Source organism: Xanthobacter autotrophicus, assembly GCF_029991245.1.
GTDB classification, from domain to species: Bacteria; Pseudomonadota; Alphaproteobacteria; order Rhizobiales; family Xanthobacteraceae; genus Xanthobacter; species Xanthobacter autotrophicus_C.
This window is the reverse complement of sequence record NZ_JAIVFO010000043.1, coordinates 1-20,160: the sequence shown is the minus strand read 5'-3', so window position 1 is coordinate 20,160 and position 20,160 is coordinate 1. Positions and strand designations below refer to the sequence as shown.

Below are 20,160 nucleotides of genomic sequence, written 5' to 3'. Positions count from 1 at the left end.
TCCAGATGCCCCGAACCGACGCCGCCAGCCTCGCCACCGCCCCTGCTGCCGAGATCGCCTCTGCGGTCGCCGCCGGCGCCGTCACCGCGCGCGCGGTGATCGAGGCGACGCTGGCCCGCATCGCCGCCGTGGACCCCAGGGTGAACGCCTTCACCGACGTGACCGCCGAGCGCGCCCGTGCGACCGCCGACCGCATCGATGCCCGCCGCGCCGCCGGCGCACCGCTGGGGCCGCTCGCCGGCGCGCCCTTCGCGGTGAAGAACCTGTTCGACGTGAAGGGCCTGCCCACCCGCGCCGGCTCCAAGATCAATCGCGACCTCAGCCCGGCGGCAGCCGACGCCACACTGATCGAGAAGCTGGAAGCCGCCGATGCGGTGCTGGTGGGCGCGCTGAACATGGGCGAATACGCCTACGACTTCACGGGCGAGAACATCCATGACGGCGCCTCGCGCAATCCCCACGACCTCACCCGCATGTCGGGCGGCTCGTCGGGCGGCTCGGGGGCGGCGGTGGCGGCGGGGCTGGTGCCCATCGCGCTCGGCTCCGACACCAACGGCTCCATCCGGGTGCCGTCGTCCCTGTGCGGCACGTTCGGGCTGAAGCCCACCTATGGCCGCCTCACGCGCGGCGGCAGCTTTCCCTTCGTGACGGCGCTGGACCATCTCGGGCCGCTCGGCCGCTCGGTGGCGGACCTTGCCGCCTTCTACGACGCCATGCAGGGCGCGGACGCGCGTGATCCGGGCCAGACCCCGCGCCCGTTCGAGCCGGTCTCGGGGCTCATCGGGCAGGGGGCGGCGGGCCTGCGCATCGCCATTGCCGGCGGCTGGTTCCGCTCGCGCGCGCTGCCGGAGGCGTTCGCGGCGGTGGACCGCGTGGCCGCCGCCCTGGGCGTCAGCGAAGTGGTGGACATTCCGGACGCCGCCCGCGCCCGCGCCTCGGCCTTCATCATCACGGCGGCGGAGGGGGCGAGCTTCCATGCCCGGCGCCTTGCCGCCCGGGCCGAGGATTTCGATCCCGCCGTCCGCGACCGCCTGTTCGCCGGCCTCGCCATTCCGGCCTCGTGGGTGGATGCCGCCCAGCGCTTCCGCCGCCATTTCCATGGCGAGATGCTGAGGCTGTTTCAGACCCACGATGTGCTGCTCGCCCCCGCCACCCCCTGCCGGGCGCCGAGGCTGGGGCAGAAGACCTTCGTGCTCGACGGTGAGGAGATGCTGGTGCGGCCCAACATGGGCCTGTTCACCCAGCCCATCTCCTTCATCGGCCTGCCGGTGGTGGCGGTGCCGGTGCGGGTGGAGGTGGGGGATGCGCCGGAGCTGCCGCTGGCGGTCCAGGTCATCGCCCCGCCGTGGCGAGAGGACCTGGCATTGCGCGTCGCGGCGGCCCTGGAGCAGGCCGGCGTCGCCGCCGCGCCCGTGGCCCCACTGTGAGCAGGAGAGCGTGGTGGAAATCGACATTCTGCAGGTGAAGGCCGAGGTGGAGGATGCCTTCGCCCGCTACGAGGCGGCGCTGGTGAACAATGATGTGGCCACCCTCGAAGCCCTGTTCCACGACGATGGCCGCACCATCCGCTATGGCGGCGGGGAGAACCTCTACGGCATGGACGCCATCCGCCAATTCCGCCGCGCCCGCTCGCCGGCGGGGCTTGAGCGCACGCTGGCTCAGACGGTGATCACCACCTATGGGCGGGATTTCGCGGTGGCCTCGACCCTGTTCCGCCGGGAGAACGCGCCGGGGCGCATCGGTCGGCAGCAGCAGAGCTGGGTTCGTTTTCCGCAGGGCTGGCGCGTGGTGGCGGCCCATGTGTCGGTCATCGCGGACGAAGGCGTGGCGTGAGAATTGCTTTTTGGTCGGTGTCCCTGTGCGCGTTCTCTTCTCTCAAGTTTGGAAAGGGATTCCCGATCAGGTCGAATGAGTCCGGTTCGATCCGACTCTAAGCCGCGCCTCTTCCCCGGTTCCCCCGCATCGGGGCAGGGGCGCGGCGGCCGAAGCGGGGAGGGGACACGGCATGCTCCGGTTTCCTCCCCGTCAGGACTTTACCGGAATTCGCGCCGCCTTCGAATCCAGGTAGTTTGTAACGTTATGACCTTGCTTCCGCCGCAACCCACCAAGAGCGCTGCCACCAAGAGCGCCGCCTCTGCATCGCGCCCCCGCAGGCGCCGTGCCGCCGGCCGGCCGGTGACGCGGACGGAGGAACTGCGCCTCCAGATCGCCGACGATATCGTGCGCGGCCGTCTGGCCCCCGGCACGCCGCTGGAGGAGGTGGAGATCGCCAAGCGCTACGGCGTGTCCCGCACGCCGGTGCGCGAGGCGTTGCGCGACCTCGCCGCCTCCGGCCTCGTGGAGGCGCGGCCCCATCGCAGCGCGCTGGTGGCCCAGCCCTCGCTGGAGCGGCTGCGCGGCATGTTCGATGTGATGGCGGAACTGGAGGCCCTGTGCGCCGGCCTGTGCGCGGTCCATATGACGGCGGTCGAGCGTGCCGGGCTGGAAGCCACCCATGCCGAGCTTGCGGACCTGACCCGGCGCGGCGACGAGGGCGGCTACACCGTGCTCAACGAGCGCTTCCACACCACGCTCTATGCCGGCTCCCACAATGATTACCTGGCCGAACTGACGCTGGCCACCCGCGCCCGGCTGCAGCCGTTCCGCCGCGCCCAGTTCCGCACTTTGGGGCGGCTGGCGCGCTCCTATGAGGAGCATGACCGGGTGGTCACCGCCATCCTGCGCGGCGACAAGGCCGAGGCCGCCACCGCCATGCGCGCCCATATCCTCACCGTCGAGGTCGCCTACGAGCGCTACGCCGAGAGCGTGTGAGGGCGGCGCTGCGCGGGGCCGCGCCGATCCTCACTGCGCCGCTTCGGCATCCGTGAGGTTGTCGAGACCCTGCACGATGTGCTGGGCCAGCGCATCCGCCAGCACCGACGGCTCGTGGCGATTGCGCAGAAGGCCGATGTCGCACGGGGGCAAAGGCGGATAGCCGTCGCCGCTGCCAAGCACGCGCATGCCGGTGCGCAGCGCCGATTCCGGAAAGACCGAGACTGCCAGCCCCGCCAGCACCGCCGCCGCCACCGCGCCGCTGTTGGGGCTGGTGTAGAGGATGCGGTGGCTGCGCCCCGCCCCGGCGAGCCGGGAGACGGCGATGTCGCGCCACTGGCAGGTGGTCCGGCCCAGCGCCAGCGGCACCGGCGTCTCCAGATGCACGCTGTGCCGCGCCGAGGACACCCACAGCAGCCGCTCGCGGCGGATGACGTGGGCGTTGCGGGCGGTGATCTCGGTGGCGGTGATGATGGCGAGGTCGATGGTGCCGGCGGCGATGTGCTGCACCAGCTCGCTCGACGGCTCGCAGATCACGGTCAGTTCCACCGAGGGATGGGTGCGGGAGAAGCGGGCCATGATGTCCGGCAGATAGCGGTCGGCATAATCGTCCGGCACGCCCAGGCAGACCCGTCCCGAGAGGGCGGCGTCGGCGAAGCTCAGCACCGCCTCGACGTTCAGCTTGACGATACGCCGGGCGAAATCGAGCAGGCGCTCGCCATCCTCGGTGAGGCGCGAGGCGCGGCCGTCGCGCACGAACACCGGCCGGCCCACGCGCTCCTCCAGGCGCTTCATCTGCATGGAGACGGCGGACTGCGTCTTGTGCACCACCTCCGCCGCGCGGGTGAAGCTGCCGGTCTCGGCAATGGCCACGAAAGTGCGCAGCTGGTCGGGGTCGAGCATCGCCGTCATGGGGTGCGGCTCCGGAGCATTCATCACGCAGAATGATACGTGAGATGAAAAACATTCGCTAGCGTGATTTATCCCAGGGAGTCACAAAGGGCGCGCCGAAGCGGCGGGATGCGAAATCGGGTGGCTCCACGAGCCCCCGGGAGCCCAGAAAGGACTGTCCGCGATCCCCACCCCGGCGATGGAGATGAAGATGAGCGTTTATGGTGAAACCCGGAAGATTGCCTTTGCCCCCGCCGGCGAGATGCTGGCGGCCCTGTGCCTGACGGCGGTTTCGCTGGTCGGTCACGTGGCAACGACGGCGGGCGCCATCGGTCGCGCCATCGAACGCCGCCGCGTCATGAGCGAGCTTGCCGGCCTCGATGATCGCATGCTGCGGGACATCGGGGTGACCCGCGCCGACCTGCGCGATGCTACCTCCGGACCGCTGCTCGCCGATCCGACCCGCGTGCTCATCCTGCGCGCCACAGAGCGCCGTGCGGCCGCAAGGCTTGCAGGCCGCGCACAGCAGCATTGAGGCTTTCGCGCAGCTTGAAGGGAAGCGGATGCCGGTGGGTGTGACACGCACGGGCCAAGGCAAATGAGTGGAGGGCGACCCGGTCAGGCGGTTTCAACCGGCCTGGGTCCGTCCTGAAAGATCCGGCGGGAACGCCCCTCGATTCCGCCGAACCTCGACCCGCGCCGACCGCAACCGGCGCGGGTCGTTTTGTATCTGGAGATCGTGCTTCCCCGCGCGCGACGAATCGCTATTTCGCGTCGCGGCCGCCGGTGCGGTTCTGGGATGACGTATTGACGAGGCGGGGCCGCTCGGGCGGCAGGGTCTCGGCCTCCTGCACCGGCTGTGCGGGAGGCGTGCCGGTCCCGGCGGCGCGCATGATGTCGAGCCAGAAGTCCGGGATGGAATAGGCGCGTTGCTGCCCTTCCGTGCCCGGAAAGGCCGGCGGGAAGCCCTGCGCGAACATCTGGGCGAAGAAATTCTGGAACGGGGCCAGCGGCGGGGGTGGCGGTTCCGGCGGCGGTGTGCGCGCGGGCGGGACGCCAGCCTGGGTCATGGTCTTGGTCATGGCGTTGACCACGTCCTGCCAGGCGTCCATCGGATTCGTGCTGCGCTGCTGCGGCGCCGGCTGGGGGGCGCGCTGGAACATCATCTGGGCATAGGCGTCGGCCCAGGGATTGCCGGTGGCGAAGGCCTTGGGGCTCTGCTCCGTCGCCGTGCTGGTGAAGGCGAGGAAAGCGTCGATGAAGGGATTGCCGGAGGAGATGGGCGCGATGCGCTGCGTGGTCTGGCCGGGCATGCGGCTCAGCATGGCCGCGAGCATCTGCTGGAGCGCGCCCGAGGCGGCCAGCGACTTCGCCAGGCCGCCGACCACGAGGGTGGCAAAGGTGGGCATCATCTGCCGCACCACGGTGACACCGAGACCGGTGGTTGAGGCCACGTGCGCGGCCACGGCCCGGCTCACTTCGGACGAGCCGAACACCGTGTCGAGCGCCTCGCTGCCGGCACGCGACAGCTCAGCCGGCGCGGCGGGCTGCTGGGTATAGAAGGCGCCGTAGGGCCCGCTCGTCATCAGCGCCATCAGCGAGGCGAGGGCTTCGGGAGACTGGGTCGCCTGCTTGAACGCCTCGGTGAAGGCCGGCATCACCGCCTCGGCTGTCGCCTGTGCCTGCTGGGGCGACAGGCCGTACATGCGCCCGATATTCTCGAGCCCGTGGCCGCCCTGTGCTGCCCGGAGCATCTCCAAGAATTGATCCATACGCCCAACTCCGCAGGAGCGCGGCGCCCAGATGTGCGATCTGGCGAGCCTGTCCGTCCCGTTTCCCGTTGCCCGATCGCGTACCCGGTGCTGCGACCTTACGCCATCGTCTCGCCGAAATCACGAAATGGTTGCAACAGCCTCGGGGCTATCCAAAGACTCCGCCGGACCCGGCCGCAGCCGTGGCCGGACGGCCCCGGTTCAGCCGGAGAATTCGGTTTCGTGGGAGAGGATGTCCTGCGCCTCCGGGTTCAGCGGGCGGGCGGGTTTCTCGGGCTGGGTCAGCGGCTCGGGCTCCACCTTCTGGCCCCGGAACACCTCGGCACCCGCGAAGATGCCTTCCTCCATCTGCCGTTCCAGCCGGGCGCGGTCGCGCTGGCGCACATCGGCGATGCGGGCGGCGGCGGCGGTCTGCGGCACGCCCAGCGCCTCAAGGGTGCGGGCGCCGAAGGAGAGGGCCGATTCGAGCGTCTCGCGCAGCTCGAAATCAACGCCAAGGCGCAGCAATTCCATGGAATGCACCCGGTCGAAGCTGCGCACGAACAGGCGCGCGTTGGGGATGGAGCCGCGCACGATCTCGACGATGCGGTTGGCGTCCTCCTTGTTGTCCACGCACACGCAGATGACTTCCATGCTCTCGGCGCCGGCCGCCCGCAGCACGTCGAGCCGCGTGCCGTCGCCGTAATAGATGTGCACGCCGAACCGCCCGGCGCTCTGGATCATCTCCACGTCCTTGTCGATGATCGTGACGGTCACGTCCTGGGCCAGGAGGCACTGGGAGACGATCTGGCCGAATCGGCCGAATCCGATCACCAGCACCGAGCCGTCGGCATCGGCGAAGTCGTCCGCCGGCGGCTCCGCCACCGGGCGGGCGAAGCGCGGGAGGAGGCGCGACAGGGCGGCGAAGAGGAGCGGTCCGAGAATCATGGTGAGCGCCGCGAGCGCGATCAGCAGGTCCGCCTGCTCGGGCTTCAGGATGCCGTTGTCGAGGCCCAGCGGGAACAGCACGAACGCGAATTCGCCCGCGGACATGAGCGCCACCGCGGCGCGCATCGAATCCTGCGGGGCAATGTTGTCGGCCCGGAACACCAGATAGACGATCACCGACTTGACCACGGCCACCGCCAGCGTCCCGACCAGGAGCGCGGGGATGTGGCCCAGCACCACGTCGATGTTGAGCGACATGCCGATGCTCATGAAGAACACCGCGAGCAGCAGGCCGCGGAAGGCATCCACATTGGCCTCCAGCTCATGGCGGAAGGTGCTTTCCGACAACAGCAGGCCGGCGAGGAACGCCCCGAGCGCCGCCGACAGGCCGGCCGCCTCCATGAGGCCGGCGGCGCCCATCACCACGAGCAGGGCCGCCGCCGTCATGGCCTCGCGCGCGCCGGAGCGGGCGAGCACGCGGAACAGCGGATTGAGCAGGTAGCGCCCCGCCACCACGATGACGGCAATGGCCGCCACCGCCAGGGAGGCGGCGAGCAGCGTGGCCTTGGGATCGCGCGTCACCTCGGCCTCGCCGCCGGGCGCCAGCAGGGGCACGAGGGCGAGCAGCGGCACCACCGCGATGTCCTGGAACAGCAGGATGGAGAAGGTGCGCTGGCCGTAGGGCGAGGCGAGGTCGCCGCGCTCGCCGAGCAGCTGGAGCGCAATGGCGGTGCCGGAGATCGAGAGGGCGAGCCCGCTCACCACCGCCGCGGCCACGCCGAAGCCGAGGCCGAAATAGGCCAGGAGCGCGAACGCCAGCGCCGTCAGCAGGAGCTGCGCGGTGCCCAGGCCGAAGATGTAGTGCCCCATGGACAGCAGATTGGACGGCTTCAGCTCCAGCCCGACCAGGAACAGCAGCATGACCACGCCAAGCTCGGCGACGGTGGAGACCACCCCCGGATCGGCCACGTTGAAGCCCACCGGACCGATGGCGATGCCGACAAGGAGGTAGCCAACAACCGGAGAGAAGCCGAGACGCTTGGCGATGGGAACGGAGACGACCGCTGCGGCTAGGAAGGCGAGCGCCGCGCCGAAAAGTGCGTGTTCATCCCCGTGCATCCACCTCTCCCTGCCGGCCCCCGAAGCCCTCGCCCCGGCGCCGCCCCGGCCGCCCGAACGTCGCTACCCCGCTCCGCTTCAGCTTTGTGCGCAGCAAGCATGTCCAAACCGTGCCGATGCTGCGGCGCAGCGATGGTTCCGCGCAGGACATCCTCGTGTCTAGAGACATCCTCACGCCTAAAGACATCCTCGTGTCTAGAGACATCCTCACGTCTCGCTTCCCACGCAGGTCAGCCTGGCCCAAGCCTCCACACGCAGCGTTCAGGCGCTCGCGCGCGGCGTTGAAGATATCCGCCCCCCGCGTGGGCACCTTGCGCGGGCCTGCCGCGGGGTGATGCTCAGCGCCGGGCGGGTGTCCGGTTCAGCGCAGCGTGTCGAAGCCCGGACCGAAGCCGTTGAGGCTGAGGGGGACGCCGATGCCTTCTTCCGGGGTCTGGAAGATGATGAAGGTCGCCTGCTTGCCGGCCTTCAGGCGGGCGACCAGCGCGTCGTCCATCACCACCTCGGCGACGCAGCCATTGGGCAGGCAGCGCACGAAGCCGGCGCGGCCCACGTCCTGCTCATCGATCTTGAGGCCGAGGCCCGCCGGCAGCAGCACGCCGAGGGGGGCCAGGACGCGCAGCAGGCGGCTCTTCTGGTCCGCGGTCTTCAGGACGATGACGGTGAGGCCCACGTTCGGCCGGTCTTCCGCCTGCACCGACTGGAGCAGCACGCATTGCTCGCTCTGGGCGCCCGGCGGCGTGTCGCACCGAATCTGCCATTCCCCGTGCACCGACTTCACCACGCCTTGCGCGGCGGCAGGCTGTGTGGTGGCGAAAGCCGCGGCAAGGAGCGCGCCGAACAGGACAAGCAGCGCACGGGCTCTCATCCCGGACCGGGCCCTCGCGGCACGGCCCGAAAGGAAGAGGCGGCGGGCAGGGAACGACACGACCATCGCAAGCTCCGGCAGGGACCCGGCGGGCGCCAGGCACACCTGCCTTATCTGATTTAGTGAACCAATGCCTTAATGGCCTAGCCATCCTGTCAACAATGCGGCGGCTGCGTGGCGCAGATGCCTGCCGCGGGGATTCTCCCCATGGCCCGTTTCAGGGGCGCGAGGCCCTTGCAACGGTGGCATTCAGGAGCCCGGCGCACGCGCCATTTTGTCTCCCTTCCGCTACGGCATATCCGGGCTCCGGCCGCGCCCACAACGCAGGCGGGGCGGAGGCCGAGCACGGTGGCGCAAGGACCTGTGCACCACCCGTCCAAGGGGCGCTCGTATCGTACCCCAATCCTCCGACTTATTGTCGCACCGAGGCCCAAGCTTGGGCGATTGCAAGGCGGACCCAATTATGTTTGATGAACTCTAGGGAGAGTGGCTGCCTTAAAAAACAGTGCACTTGCCAGCGGTTTCCGCCGGATGGGCAGCTCACTTGGATAAGTGGTCCGGACGGCGCGCCGCTGAGCGTGCGGGGCGGGCGCAGTACGTACGGCGGTTCAATCCGCCGGGCCAGGGAGAGCCGTTGAAGATGATGTCGTTCCTTCGCTTCGCTACCCTTGCCGTGGGCACGTGCGCCGCAAGCCTTTCCGCGAGCGCCGCCTACGCCGAGACCGGCCAGCCATCGCCGTGGCAGATCAATCTCCAGGCCGCCGTCACCCCGGTGATGGAAAAGATTCACGACTTCAACACGTTGATGCTCATCATCATCACGTCCATCGTGCTGTTCGTCCTGGTGCTGCTCGCCATCGTGGTGGTGCGGTTCAACGAGCGCGCCAATCCGGTGCCGTCGAAGACGAGCCACAACACCCTCATCGAGGTGGCCTGGACCGTGATTCCGGTGATGATCCTCGTGCTCATCGCCATCCCGTCCTTCCGCCTGCTGCATCTTGAGCTGAACATCCCCAAGCCGGACATGACGGTGAAGGTGACGGGGCACCAGTGGTACTGGTCCTACGAATATCCCGACAATGGCGCCTTCGGCTTTGATTCCTACCTGGTGTCCGAGAAGGACCTGAAGCCGGGCCAGCCGCGCCTGCTGGCGGTGGACAACGAGGTGGTGGTGCCGGTCAACAAGATCGTGCGCATCCAGGTCACGTCCTCCGACGTGATCCATTCGTTCGCGATGCCCTCGTTCGGGGTGAAGATCGACGCCAATCCCGGCCGCCTGAACGAAAGCTGGTTCAAGGTGACCCGCGAGGGCATCTATTACGGCCAGTGCTCCGAGCTGTGCGGCCGTGACCATGCCTTCATGCCGATCGCGGTGCGGGCGGTGAGCGAGGCGGACTTTGCGGCCTGGGTTGCCCAGGCCAAGGCGAAGTTCGCGTCCGCGGCCGATGCCGCCGGCAAGCTGGCCGACGCCGGCGAAACCGCCGGCCCTCTGGCGCGCTGAGGCTTCGGCCGGCGCCCTGCGCTGGCGTCTCTTTTGAAATTGCGCCCCCGGTTGCGGCCGGTGGCGGGAGCAGGCAAGCGACGGTGCGGCGGAACGGGCGTCAGTGCCGGCAGACAAGGATAGCGGGAATGGCCACCGAGGCAGTCACCCACAGCCACTACGGAAACGACGATCACGACGCGCACATCCCCACCGGCTGGAAGCGCTGGGTGTTCTCGACCAATCACAAGGACATCGGGATCATGTACCTGATCTTCGCCATCGTGGCGGGGATCGTGGGCGGCATCCTGTCCATCGCCATCCGGATGGAACTGCAGCACCCCGGCATGCAGATCTTCTCCGATCCGCAGACATTCAACGTCTTCACCACGGGCCACGGCCTCATCATGATCTTCTTCATGGTGATGCCCGCCCTCATCGGCGGCTACGGCAATTATTTCGCCCCGCTGATGATCGGCGCGCCGGACACGGCGTTCCCGCGGATCAACAACATCGCCTTCTGGCTGCTGCCGCCGTCCTTCATTCTGGCGCTGTCGTCGCTGTTTGTGGAAGGTGCGGCCGGTTCCAATGGCTTCGGCGGCGGCTGGACCATCTATCCCCCGCTGTCGTCCAAGCTCGGCCATCCCGGCCCGGCCATGGACCTGCTGATCTTCTCGCTGCACATCGCCGGCGCGTCGTCGCTTTTGGGCGCCATCAACCTGATCACCACCATCTTCAACATGCGCGCCCCGGGCATGACGCTGCACAAGATGCCGCTGTTCGCCTGGTCGCAGCTGATCACCGGCTTCCTGCTGCTGCTGTCGCTGCCGGTGCTGGCGGGCGCCATCACCATGCTGCTCACCGACCGCAACTTCGGCACTACCTTCTTCGACCCGGCCGGCGGCGGCGACCCGATCCTGTTCCAGCACCTGTTCTGGTTCTTCGGTCACCCCGAGGTGTACATCCTGATCCTGCCCGGGTTCGGCGTCGTCTCCCACATCATCTCCACCTTCTCGCGCAAGCCCATCTTCGGCTATCTCGGCATGGCCTACGCCATGGTGGCCATCGGCGTGGTGGGCTTCGTGGTGTGGGCGCACCACATGTACACGGTGGGCCTGTCCAGCGGCACGCAGTCCTACTTCGTGGCCGCCACCATGATCATCGCGGTGCCCACGGGCGTGAAGATCTTCTCCTGGATCGCCACCATGTGGGGCGGCTCGCTGCAGTTCCGCACCCCCATGCTGTGGGCCATCGGCTTCATCTTCCTGTTCACCGTGGGTGGAGTGACGGGCGTGGTGCTCTCCAACGCCGGCATCGACCGCTCGCTGCACGACACCTATTACGTGGTGGCGCACTTCCATTACGTGCTGTCGCTCGGCGCCGTGTTCGCCATCTTCGCCGGCTGGTACTACTGGTTCCCCAAGATGAGCGGCTACATGATCCCGGAATTCTGGGGCAAGCTGCACTTCTGGGTCACCTTCGTGGGCGTGAACCTGGTGTTCTTCCCGCAGCATTTCCTCGGGCTCGCCGGCATGCCGCGCCGCTATGCGGACTATCCCGATGCGTTCGCGGGCTGGAACCTGGTCTCCTCCATCGGTTCCTACATCTCGGGCGTGGCGGTGCTGATCTTCCTCACCGGTACGGCACTCGCCTTCATCCGCAAGGAGAAGGCCGGGGACAACCCGTGGGGCGTGGGGGCCAGCACGCTGGAGTGGACCCTGTCCTCGCCGCCGCCCTTCCACCAGTTTGAAGTGCTGCCGCGCATCAAGTGACGCCTTGGCCCCGAGCGGCCGTGATCAGGGAGGCCGCGGGCGACCGCGGCTTCTTCCACCTTCGGGATCGAAAGGTGCCGCACTGGCGGTTCTTTGCGGGCGAAGAAGGGCTTGGGATTGGGGTGTTCAAGGCGCCCGGAGAGGCGCGCAGGTCCGCCCTGGGTCTGGGCCGGCAGGGTTTGAGGGAGTTTCGGGATGCGTGACGAACCAGCGAGCCTGACCAATTCCGAGCCGTATGCCTTCGCGGCGGCCGGAGAGGGACTGGCGTCGCCGCGCGACTATTTCGAACTCCTGAAGCCGCGCGTGATGTCGCTTGTCATCTTCACGGCGCTGGTGGGTCTGGTCCGGGCGCCGGGGGATGTGCATCCGGTCATCGCCTTCACCGCCCTTTTGTGCATCGCGGTCGGCGCGGGCGCGGCCGGCGCGCTCAACATGTGGTGGGATGCGGACATCGACGCCATCATGTCCCGCACCCGCAAGCGGCCGGTGCCGTCGGGCCGGGTCTCCGCCCAGGAGGCCCTGGCCTTCGGCCTCACCCTTTCGGCCTTTTCGGTGGTGGTGCTGGGGCTGCTGGTCAATGCGCTGTCCGGCGCGCTGCTCGCCTTCACCATCTTCTTCTACGTGGTGATCTACACCATGTGGCTGAAGCGCTCGACGCCGCAGAACATAATCATCGGCGGCGCCGCCGGCGCATTTCCGCCGCTGGTGGCCTGGGCCGGCGCTTCCGGAACGGTGTCGCTGGAACCGGTGCTGCTGTTCGCCATCATCTTCTTCTGGACCCCGCCCCATTTCTGGGCCCTCGCCCTCTACCGAGCGGACGACTATGCCCGCGCCGGTGTGCCCATGCTGCCGGTGACCGCCGGCCCGGACGAGACGCGGCTCCAGATCCTGCTCTACACCCTGTTCCTAGTGCCGCTGGCCGCGAGCCCGGCCGTGCTCGGCTATGCGGGCCTCGCCTATGGCGCCGTCGCGGTGCTGGCGGGGGCCTGGATGATCATGCTGACCTGGCGGGTCTATCGCCGCCGCGAAGGAGAAGCCGCGGTGAAGGCGGCCAAGGGCCTGTTCGGCTTCTCCATCGTTTATCTGTTCGCGTTGTTCGCCACACTCCTCGGCGAGGCGGTGATTGGCGGGCTGCTGCGATGAGCATGGAAAAGAAGACGCCGCGCCCCTCGGAAGAGGAGGGCGTGGTTCTGACGCCGGAACAGATCAGGCGGCGGCGGGCGCGGAACATCGCCATCGCTTCCGTGCTCGGCTTCCTGGCGCTGCTGTTCTACGTGGTAACCATCGTGAAGCTGGGACCGAATGTGTTGAACCGGCCCCTTTGAGGGACCGCGAAAGGCCCCGCAAAGGGGGCCTTTCGGACAGGATGTAAAGACGAGCGAAAGGGATCGGGGGCGATCCGGGCGACGAGGGTGAAGGATGGGCGCGGGCAAGGCTGAACGCACAGCAGCTGAACGCACAGCGGGCAATGGACGCCGCACCGAGGGCCGCCGCCATCTGGTGGTGGCTTCGGCCTGCGTCGCCTTCATCGCCACCATGGTGGGCGTCACCTACGCGTCGGTGCCGCTCTATGCCATGTTCTGCGCGCTCACGGGCTTCGGCGGTGCCACGCGGGTGGGCGCGGCGCCCACTTCCGCCCCCATCGAGCGCGAGATCACCATTCGTTTCGATGCCAATGTGGCGCCCGGCCTGCCCTGGGCCTTCGCCCCGGTGGCGCGCGACCTGACCGTGAAGGTGGGGGCCACCAGCCTTGCCCACTACACGGCGGCGAACCGCTCTGCCCTGGAGACGCACGCCAACGCCACCTACAACGTTTCCCCGCCGCAGGCGGGGGCCTATTTCGTGAAGCTGCAGTGCTTCTGCTTCGACGAGCAGACGCTGGCGCCGAACGAGAAGCTGGAAATGCCGGTCGTCTTCTACGTGGACCCCGCCATCGCGCAGGACCCGGACCTGAAGACGCTGACCGATATCACGCTGTCCTACACCTTCTTCCCCGTAAAGACGCCGGACAAGCCGGTGGCGCGGGCGAACGCAACGGGGGCGGACGGCAGGCCGCTTTAGGGCGGAGGCTCCGCCTAGCGCGGGGCAGAAAATCGGGTGGCCCGAAGGGCTGTCCGGCAGGGACGGGGCCATGCGCCGGGTTTTCGGCGGGGCCTTCACGTGACAGGGGAAGGGAGGCCTATCGCCATGGCCGAGGCACACGTCAAGAAACACGATTACCACGTCGTTGATCCGAGCCCCTGGCCGATCATCGGCTCGGTCTCGGCGCTCATCCTCACCGCCGGCGCGGTGGTGTGGATGCATGGCGGCACCGCCATTGCCATGGTGGTCGGCTTCCTCGGCGTCCTGTACACCATGTTCGGCTGGTGGCGGGACATGGTCCATGAGAGCCGCGCCGGCCTGCACACCCGGGTGGTGGTGCTGGGCCTGCGCTACGGCATGATCTTGTTCATCGCCTCCGAGGTGATGTTCTTCGTGGCCTGGTTCTGGGCCTTCTTCGACGCTTCGCTCTTCACGAACGAGGCCATCAACTTCCAGCGGCTGGAATTCACCGGCGGCGTATGGCCGCCCAAGGGCATCGAATCGCTCGACCCCTGGCACCTGCCGCTGCTCAACACGCTGATCCTACTCACCTCCGGAACCACCGTCACCTGGGCCCACCATGCCCTCGTGCACGGCGACCGGCAGGGCCTGAAGTGGGGCCTGTGGTGCACCGTGATCCTCGGCGTGCTGTTCTCGACGCTGCAGGCCTACGAATATGCCCACGCCCACTTCGCCTTCGCCGGCAACATCTATGGCGCCACCTTCTTCATGGCCACGGGCTTCCACGGCTTCCATGTGATCGTCGGCACCATCTTCCTCGCGGTGTGCCTGCTGCGGTCCTATCAGGGCGACTTCACCCCCCAGAAGCATTTCGGCTTCGAGGCGGCGGCCTGGTACTGGCACTTCGTGGACGTGGTGTGGCTGTTCCTCTTCACCTTCGTCTATGTGTGGGCGTCCGGCGGTTCCGCCGGTCACTGAACAGGGCACAGGCAGGGCGGGGCGGCATGCCGATCCCGCCCCGCCTTCGGCCCGCGCCGGGACGATCCGCCCGTGTGCCCGGCCGCGAGGAAAACGATGATGCCCCTGGAGCCTTATTTTGCGCCGATCTCCCCGTGGTCGGCCGGTCTCGGCTGCCGCTGCCCCCGATGCGGGCGCGGTTCGTTGTTCAAGGGGTTCCTGGATCTGGCGCCGTCCTGCACCGCCTGCGGGCTTGACTACGGCTTTGCCGATTCCGGCGACGGCCCGGCGGTGTTCGTCATCCTGTTCGGCGGCTTCGTGGTGGTGGCGCTTGCCTTCTGGGTGGAGGTGACGTTCGAGCCGCCGCTCTGGGTCCACGCGCTGCTTTGGATTCCCGCCATCCTTGTGGTCACGCTGGGCCTGCTGCGCCCCTTCAAGGGCGTGATGGTGGCACTCCAATACCGCAACAAGGCCGCCGAAGGGCGGCTGGATTCGCACACCCCGTGAGCACTGCGCCGGACGATGCGGCCGGGCGCGAGCGGCGTCCGGGCGGCGGCCTCGTGCTGCCGGCGGTGGCCGCCCTGGCGGCCTTCCTCATCTTGATCGGCCTCGGGACCTGGCAGCTGGAGCGGCTCGCCTGGAAGGAAGAGCTGCTCGCCCGCGTGGAAGCGCGGGTCCATGCGCCGCCCGCGCCTGTTCCGCCGCCGGAGCTTTGGCCGAAGCTGACCCGCGAGGCGGATGAATATCGCCGCGTGCAGGTGCGCGGCACCTTCGATCACGGTCGGGAAACCCTCGTCTATACGGTGCGCGGCGAGGATGCAGCGGGTCCCGTAAAGGGGCAGGGCTACCTTGTGGTGACGCCGCTGCTGCGCACGGACGGGCCGCCGATCCTGGTCAACCGTGGTTTCGTCCCGTCGGACCGGCGTGATCCCGCCACCCGCGCCGCGGGGCAGGGGACGGGCGAGGTGGAGGTGGTGGGCCTCCTGCGCCTGCCGGAGGAGGCGAGCTGGTTCGTGCCGGCCAATGATCCGGCCCACGGCGGCTTCTTCCGCATGGACCCGGCCGGCATCGCCGCGGCCCGCGGTATCTCGGGTGCGGCGCCCTTCATCATCGACGAGGCGGTGAACGCGGTGCCCGGGGGGCTGCCCCTGTCCGGTGGCACGCGCCTCGTGTTTCCCAACCGCCATCTGGAATATGCGCTCACCTGGTACGGCCTCGCGGCGGCCCTGGTGGGCGTGGCGCTTTTGCAACGGTGCGCCCGGTATCGCCGGCAAGCTCTTGACGCAACAAGCTGTTAGCCATCTTCTCTGAACAGGGTGGCCGGGGTCGCCGCGTTCGGAATTTGCAAACCGCTCGGCCGCAGGATGGCCGCGGTTTCAGTCAGAGGTTGTCCATGCATCGGTCGCTGCGCTTCGCCCTTCTCGCCGCGGTGTTTTCCGCCGGCGGGCTGGTTCCCGCCACGGCGGCCGACCTGTTTTCGCCGCCGCCGGCCAATCCGGTCGCCCCCTCGGCGCAGGAAGACTGGTACCTCACCATCGGTGCTTCGGGCCAGATGGAACCCAATTATCCCGGTTCCGACGGGTACACGGTGCGGCCGGGCCTCATCTTCTCCATCAGCAAGGCCAGCCAGCTCAACGCCTTCCGCAGCGTTGACGACAATCCCTCCATCGCCCTGTTCGACACCGGCACCTTCCGCATCGGCGCGGTCGGCCGGCTCGATTGGGGTCGCAGCGCGAGTGACGACGACCTCCTGACCGGCCTTGGCGATGTCGACGTCTCGGTGGAAGCCGGCGGCTTTGCCGAATGGTATGTGACGCCCTGGCTGCGCACCCGCGCCGAGTTGCGTTACGGCGTCGGCGGCTTCGAGGGCGTTCGCGGCCTCCTCGGGGCGGATGTCATCGTGCCCTACGGCCAGTGGCGCTTCGCCGTCGGTCCGCGCCTGACCTATGGCGGCTCGGGCTATATGGAGACCTATTTCGGCATTACGCCGGTGCAGTCGGCGGTGGCCACCGCCTTCGGCAATCCGCTGCCGGTCTACAGCGCGGGCGCGGGGTTCGACCTGGTGGGGGCCACGGCGCAGCTGACCTACAATTTCCGCAACGGCTTCGAGGCTGGCGTCTACGGCACCTACGGCCACCTTCTGGGCGACGCCTCGTCCTCCCCGCTCACCAGCGATGCCAACCAGTTCATGGCCGGCCTCTCGCTCAGCTATACCTTCAACATCGGCAAGGCCTGGTGGTGAACGCTCGCCTGACGCCCTGAGCCGTCCGTCTCTCGGCTGCCAGAACCTGCGAGGGATAGCCTGACCGTCGCGGCCGTGGCCGCGACCTGAACGGCGAAGCCGTCTCGAAACCTCAGGAATGAGTCCGCACCCGATCAGCGTGCGAGGCGGTTTGATCGGACGACGCCCTAAGCGCCGCCGCTGCCCGAATCGGCACCGGAATCCGGTCCGCTTCCCCCGTGTCCGGCCCCTTGGCCCGTTCGGGACGATTCGCTCCCGCCCTCGCCCGCATGCTGGCGCGCCACCTCTGCAGCCAGGATGAAGGCGCCGCCCGCGGCTGCCGCAGCCGCCCCTGAAGCAGGTGTGGCCGCAGCCTGATCCGCGGCGGCGGCCGGCGCCGTGTGGGATTCCCGCGCCATGCCGAAATCGTCGGGCGGCCGGCGCGCCGGCGCCGTGGGTGCTGCGCCCGGTCGTTCCGGCCCCGCCGGGCCCGTGGTGCGGCGCAAGGCAAAGAACATGGCGAGCGGCACGCCGATCACCAGCAGCGTCACGAGAAAGCCGGCTGCGTCCATGGGGCGGTGGGCTCCCTCAGCGCTGCTCGCGGCGGGCGAGAAAAGCCAGGCGCTCGAACAGGTGCACGTCCTGCTCGTTCTTGAGCAGCGCGCCGGCCAGCGGCGGAATGGTCTTGCGCAGGTCCTGCTGGCGCAGGGTCTCGGTGTCCACGTCCTCGGCGAGCAACAGCTTCAGCCAGTCGATCAGCTCGGAGGTGGAGGGCTTCTTCTTCAGGCCGGGCACCTCGCGCAGCTCGTAGAACAGGCGCAGGGCCTCGCCCACCAGCCGCTGCTTGATGCCGGGGAAGTGCACCTCGACGATGGCGCGCATGGTCTCGGCGTCGGGGAAGCGGATGTAGTGGAAGAAGCAGCGGCGCAGGAAGGCGTCCGGCAGCTCCTTCTCGTTGTTGGAGGTGATGATGACCAGCGGGCGCCGGTGCGCCTTCACCTGCTCGCCGGTCTCGTAGACGTGGAACTCCATGCGGTCGAGTTCCAGCAGCAGGTCGTTGGGGAATTCGATGTCGGCCTTGTCCACCTCGTCGATGAGCAGCACCGGCCGCACCTCGGAGGCGAACGCCGTCCACAGCTTGCCGCGGCGGATGTAATTGGTGATGTCGTGTACCCTGGGGTCGCCGAGCTGGCTGTCGCGCAGGCGTGCCACCGCGTCATACTCGTAGAGGCCCTGCTGGGCCTTGGTGGTGGACTTCACGTGCCATTCGATGAGCGGCGCGCCCAGCGCCCCGGCCACCTCCTGCGCCAGCACGGTCTTGCCGGTTCCGGGCTCGCCCTTCACCAGCAAGGGGCGTTCGAGCACGATGGCGGCGTTGACGGCCACCTTCAGATCATCGGTGGCCACATAGCTCTGCGTGCCCTCGAAACGCATGGGTACCCGTCCTCCCGGCGGCCATCCTGCCGCACCGCAGCAGGGTCGGGGGACGGGGGCGCGGCGTCAAGCCCCGATGCCCGTTGCGATGGCGGTTGTAGTCCACCGGCGGCGTGGATATAAGCGCCCCCGACAATGGAGCGTCATTCCTGTCCGGGAGGGTCCGGCTCCGCCGGCCAGATCGCCAGGAGGCCGCTTCAGGTCGTTGACGGGGCAGGGCTCGCCCCGGTCCGGCATCCCGGGGACCCGGCTTCCCTGGGATGAGGGCCTAAAGCGACCCGCCGCCAAGGGGTCAGCGACGCATATTGAGGACCTTGCTGATGTCGATCCAAATCGACGAGGACTATCGGCCCCGCGAGGACGAGCCTTTCATGAACGACAGGCAGCGCGAATATTTTCGCGTGAAGCTGTTGCGCTGGAAGGAGGATATCCTGAAGGAGGCCCGCGAGACCCTGCAGCACCTTCAGGACGAGAACCAGAACCATCCCGATCTCGCCGACCGGGCCTCGTCCGAGACCGACCGGTCCATCGAGCTGCGCGCCCGCGACCGTCAGCGCAAGCTCATCGCCAAGATCGATGCCGCGCTCCAGCGCATCGAGGACGGCACCTACGGCTATTGCGAGGACACGGGCGAGCCCATCTCGCTGAAGCGCCTGGAGGCCCGCCCCATCGCCACCCTCTCGGTGGAAGCGCAGGAGCGGCACGAGCGGCGCGAGCGCGTCTATCGCGACGACTGAGGCCCAAAATAACTGTGGCCCAAGGCGGGCGCCGTCTCAGGGGCCACGGACAAGATTGAAAAAGGGCCGGCGACGGGATTGCGTCGCCGGCCCTTTGTGTTCGGTTTGCTCAGATCATACCGACGGCGCCGATGAACCACCGGCGCCGAGCGGGTGCCGCTCAGTGCCCGCGGGCGCTGGTGCGGCCGAGCAGGTTGGCCATCTCCGCATCGAAATCCTCAAGCGGATCCTTCTCCTTCGGCTCCGGCGCGGGGGCCGTGGCGTCGGGAAGGGCGTCCGCAGCCTTGGGCGCGGCCGACGGGATGAAGCCGGCACGGCCTGCGGCATTCTCGTCCGCCTTGGCGTCGGCCTTGGCTTCGCTCTTGGCCTCGGCTTTCACCTCGGTCCTGACTTCGGGCTTGGCTTCGGACTTGGCTTCGATCGCGGCGTCCGGACGGGTAAGGACCGGGGCCGGCGCGCTCGGGCGCAGCGGCTCACGGGTGATCTCGCGCAAGGCCGGCGGCTCGCGGCGCGGCACGTCGAGGCCGTCCCGGGTGGCAGGCTCGCGGGGATTGGCCTCCACCGGCCGGAACGCGAACTCGCGCGGCCGCAAGGGTGGCTCGGAGCGGGCCGGCGCCACCGGGCGGGCGCCATCCTCCGACGGGCGTTCGATGCGGGGCAGGGGGTCCAGGCGCGGCCGCACCTCATCGCCGCCGCGCGGCTCGGGGCGGGAGCGCGACTGGTAGAGGAAGCGCGACAGGGGCCGGTCGGAGGGGCGCACCTGCGGGCTGTCGACCGTGGGGTCCGGATGGGGGTCCGAATGGACCACAGGCGCAGGCGCCTCCGGCTTGTGGTCCGCCCGGGGGTCCACCTTGGGAGCCGCTTCCGGCTCGGCCGGCTTTTGCGGGGTCTCGCCGAGCAGATCGGCCAGGCTCAGCTGCGGTTCGGCCGGGGCGGGCTGGGCCAGGGCCGCATCAAGCCGCTGGGTCAGTTCGTCGAGACGGCTGTCCGTGGTCGGGGCCGGGGCTTCGGACCGGGTGGGTTCCAGCCGGGGCATCATCGGCGCGGGCTCGACCCTCGCGGGCGGCGCAAGCTCGATCTCGGGGGCCTTGCGGGGCTCCATGGGCGCGGGCCGGACCGCTTCGGGCT

20 protein-coding genes and 1 pseudogene are annotated in these 20,160 nt (G+C 68.7%); 14 read left to right on the top strand and 7 right to left on the bottom strand.

What is annotated here, in order from left to right; translation table 11 throughout:
* The first annotated feature begins 5 nt into the window (after window positions 1–5).
* The 3 genes from K9U41_RS09695 (at window position 6) to K9U41_RS09685 (ending at window position 2,811) form a co-directional block, all read left to right on the top strand.
* Window positions 6–1,427: an AtzE family amidohydrolase gene (locus K9U41_RS09695; RefSeq protein ID WP_282640634.1), complete on the top strand. Its 1,422-nt coding sequence runs from the start codon at window positions 6–8 to the stop codon at window positions 1,425–1,427.
* 10 nt (window positions 1,428–1,437) lie between these two features.
* Entirely contained in the window at window positions 1,438–1,833 is a 396-nt protein-coding gene (gene hpxZ, locus K9U41_RS09690) for an oxalurate catabolism protein HpxZ (protein WP_432715768.1), read from the top strand.
* A 246-nt stretch (window positions 1,834–2,079) separates the two neighbouring features.
* Window positions 2,080–2,811, top strand: coding sequence for a GntR family transcriptional regulator (locus K9U41_RS09685; protein ID WP_282640632.1), 732 nt, complete (start codon window positions 2,080–2,082; stop codon window positions 2,809–2,811).
* 30 nt (window positions 2,812–2,841) lie between these two features.
* Here K9U41_RS09685 and K9U41_RS09680 read toward each other — a convergent pair whose 3' ends face one another.
* Window positions 2,842–3,723, bottom strand: coding sequence for a LysR substrate-binding domain-containing protein (locus tag K9U41_RS09680; protein ID WP_282640631.1), 882 nt, complete (start codon window positions 3,721–3,723; stop codon window positions 2,842–2,844).
* 190 nt (window positions 3,724–3,913) lie between these two features.
* Between K9U41_RS09680 and K9U41_RS09675 the strand changes: the two genes are divergently transcribed.
* The gene (locus tag K9U41_RS09675; RefSeq protein WP_282640630.1) at window positions 3,914–4,237 is read left to right on the top strand and encodes a DUF1127 domain-containing protein; all 324 of its coding nucleotides are present in this window, start codon (window positions 3,914–3,916) and stop codon (window positions 4,235–4,237) included.
* Between the two features lie 229 nt (window positions 4,238–4,466).
* Here the strand turns inward: K9U41_RS09675 and K9U41_RS09670 are convergent, their stop codons facing one another.
* The 3 genes from K9U41_RS09670 to K9U41_RS09660 form a co-directional block, all read right to left on the bottom strand.
* On the bottom strand, window positions 4,467–5,474 hold the full coding sequence (locus K9U41_RS09670) for a DUF937 domain-containing protein (RefSeq protein WP_282640629.1): 1,008 nt from the start codon (window positions 5,472–5,474) through the stop codon (window positions 4,467–4,469).
* 201 nt (window positions 5,475–5,675) lie between these two features.
* Window positions 5,676–7,520, bottom strand: a complete 1,845-nt coding sequence (locus tag K9U41_RS09665; protein WP_282640628.1) for a monovalent cation:proton antiporter-2 (CPA2) family protein — start codon at window positions 7,518–7,520, stop codon at window positions 5,676–5,678.
* Window positions 7,521–7,881: 361 nt separating this feature from the next.
* Entirely contained in the window at window positions 7,882–8,388 is a 507-nt protein-coding gene (locus K9U41_RS09660) for an invasion associated locus B family protein (RefSeq protein ID WP_349237842.1), read from the bottom strand.
* Between the two features lie 640 nt (window positions 8,389–9,028).
* On the opposite strand from K9U41_RS09660, the gene coxB reads away from it, so the two are divergent.
* The 9 genes from coxB (at window position 9,029) to K9U41_RS09615 (ending at window position 16,882) form a co-directional block, all read left to right on the top strand.
* Window positions 9,029–9,889 (top strand): cytochrome c oxidase subunit II, encoded by an 861-nt coding sequence (gene coxB, locus K9U41_RS09655; protein WP_282640626.1) that lies wholly within the window; start codon window positions 9,029–9,031, stop codon window positions 9,887–9,889.
* A gap of 128 nt (window positions 9,890–10,017) precedes the next feature.
* A complete protein-coding gene (ctaD, locus tag K9U41_RS09650; RefSeq protein WP_282640625.1) occupies window positions 10,018–11,640 on the top strand; it encodes a cytochrome c oxidase subunit I in 1,623 nt (540 codons plus the stop codon).
* Window positions 11,641–11,835: 195 nt separating this feature from the next.
* Complete coding sequence (locus K9U41_RS09645) at window positions 11,836–12,783, top strand: heme o synthase (RefSeq protein WP_282640624.1); 948 nt, start codon at window positions 11,836–11,838, stop codon at window positions 12,781–12,783.
* Window positions 12,780–12,965 carry a hypothetical protein gene (locus K9U41_RS09640; protein WP_282640623.1) on the top strand — a complete coding sequence of 62 codons (186 nt, stop codon included), beginning with the start codon at window positions 12,780–12,782 and terminating at the stop codon, window positions 12,963–12,965. The genes K9U41_RS09645 and K9U41_RS09640 overlap by 4 nt, the downstream gene beginning before the upstream one ends.
* 94 nt (window positions 12,966–13,059) lie before the next feature.
* Window positions 13,060–13,701, top strand: coding sequence for a cytochrome c oxidase assembly protein (locus tag K9U41_RS09635; protein ID WP_282640622.1), 642 nt, complete (start codon window positions 13,060–13,062; stop codon window positions 13,699–13,701).
* A gap of 126 nt (window positions 13,702–13,827) precedes the next feature.
* Window positions 13,828–14,661, top strand: a complete 834-nt coding sequence (locus K9U41_RS09630; RefSeq protein WP_282640621.1) for a cytochrome c oxidase subunit 3 — start codon at window positions 13,828–13,830, stop codon at window positions 14,659–14,661.
* A gap of 99 nt (window positions 14,662–14,760) precedes the next feature.
* Window positions 14,761–15,147 carry a DUF983 domain-containing protein gene (locus tag K9U41_RS09625; protein WP_282640620.1) on the top strand — a complete coding sequence of 129 codons (387 nt, stop codon included), beginning with the start codon at window positions 14,761–14,763 and terminating at the stop codon, window positions 15,145–15,147.
* The gene (locus K9U41_RS09620; RefSeq protein ID WP_282640619.1) at window positions 15,144–15,938 is read left to right on the top strand and encodes an SURF1 family protein; all 795 of its coding nucleotides are present in this window, start codon (window positions 15,144–15,146) and stop codon (window positions 15,936–15,938) included. Before K9U41_RS09625 ends, K9U41_RS09620 begins: the two co-directional genes overlap by 4 nt.
* A 95-nt stretch (window positions 15,939–16,033) precedes the next feature.
* Window positions 16,034–16,882, top strand: a complete 849-nt coding sequence (locus K9U41_RS09615; RefSeq protein ID WP_282640618.1) for a MipA/OmpV family protein — start codon at window positions 16,034–16,036, stop codon at window positions 16,880–16,882.
* A gap of 167 nt (window positions 16,883–17,049) precedes the next feature.
* Here the strand turns inward: K9U41_RS09615 and K9U41_RS09610 are convergent, their stop codons facing one another.
* Together K9U41_RS09610 and K9U41_RS09605 are read right to left on the bottom strand one after the other, a co-directional pair.
* Window positions 17,050–17,433, bottom strand: a complete 384-nt coding sequence (locus K9U41_RS09610) for a hypothetical protein (RefSeq protein WP_282640617.1) — start codon at window positions 17,431–17,433, stop codon at window positions 17,050–17,052.
* A 16-nt stretch (window positions 17,434–17,449) separates the two neighbouring features.
* Complete coding sequence (locus K9U41_RS09605) at window positions 17,450–18,295, bottom strand: AAA family ATPase (protein ID WP_282640616.1); 846 nt, start codon at window positions 18,293–18,295, stop codon at window positions 17,450–17,452.
* 320 nt (window positions 18,296–18,615) lie between these two features.
* Between K9U41_RS09605 and dksA the strand changes: the two genes are divergently transcribed.
* Window positions 18,616–19,032, top strand: a complete 417-nt coding sequence (gene dksA, locus K9U41_RS09600) for an RNA polymerase-binding protein DksA (protein WP_149574487.1) — start codon at window positions 18,616–18,618, stop codon at window positions 19,030–19,032.
* Between the two features lie 160 nt (window positions 19,033–19,192).
* Here the strand turns inward: dksA and K9U41_RS09595 are convergent.
* Window positions 19,193–20,160 (bottom strand): annotated as a pseudogene (locus K9U41_RS09595) (hypothetical protein); the annotation flags it as partial.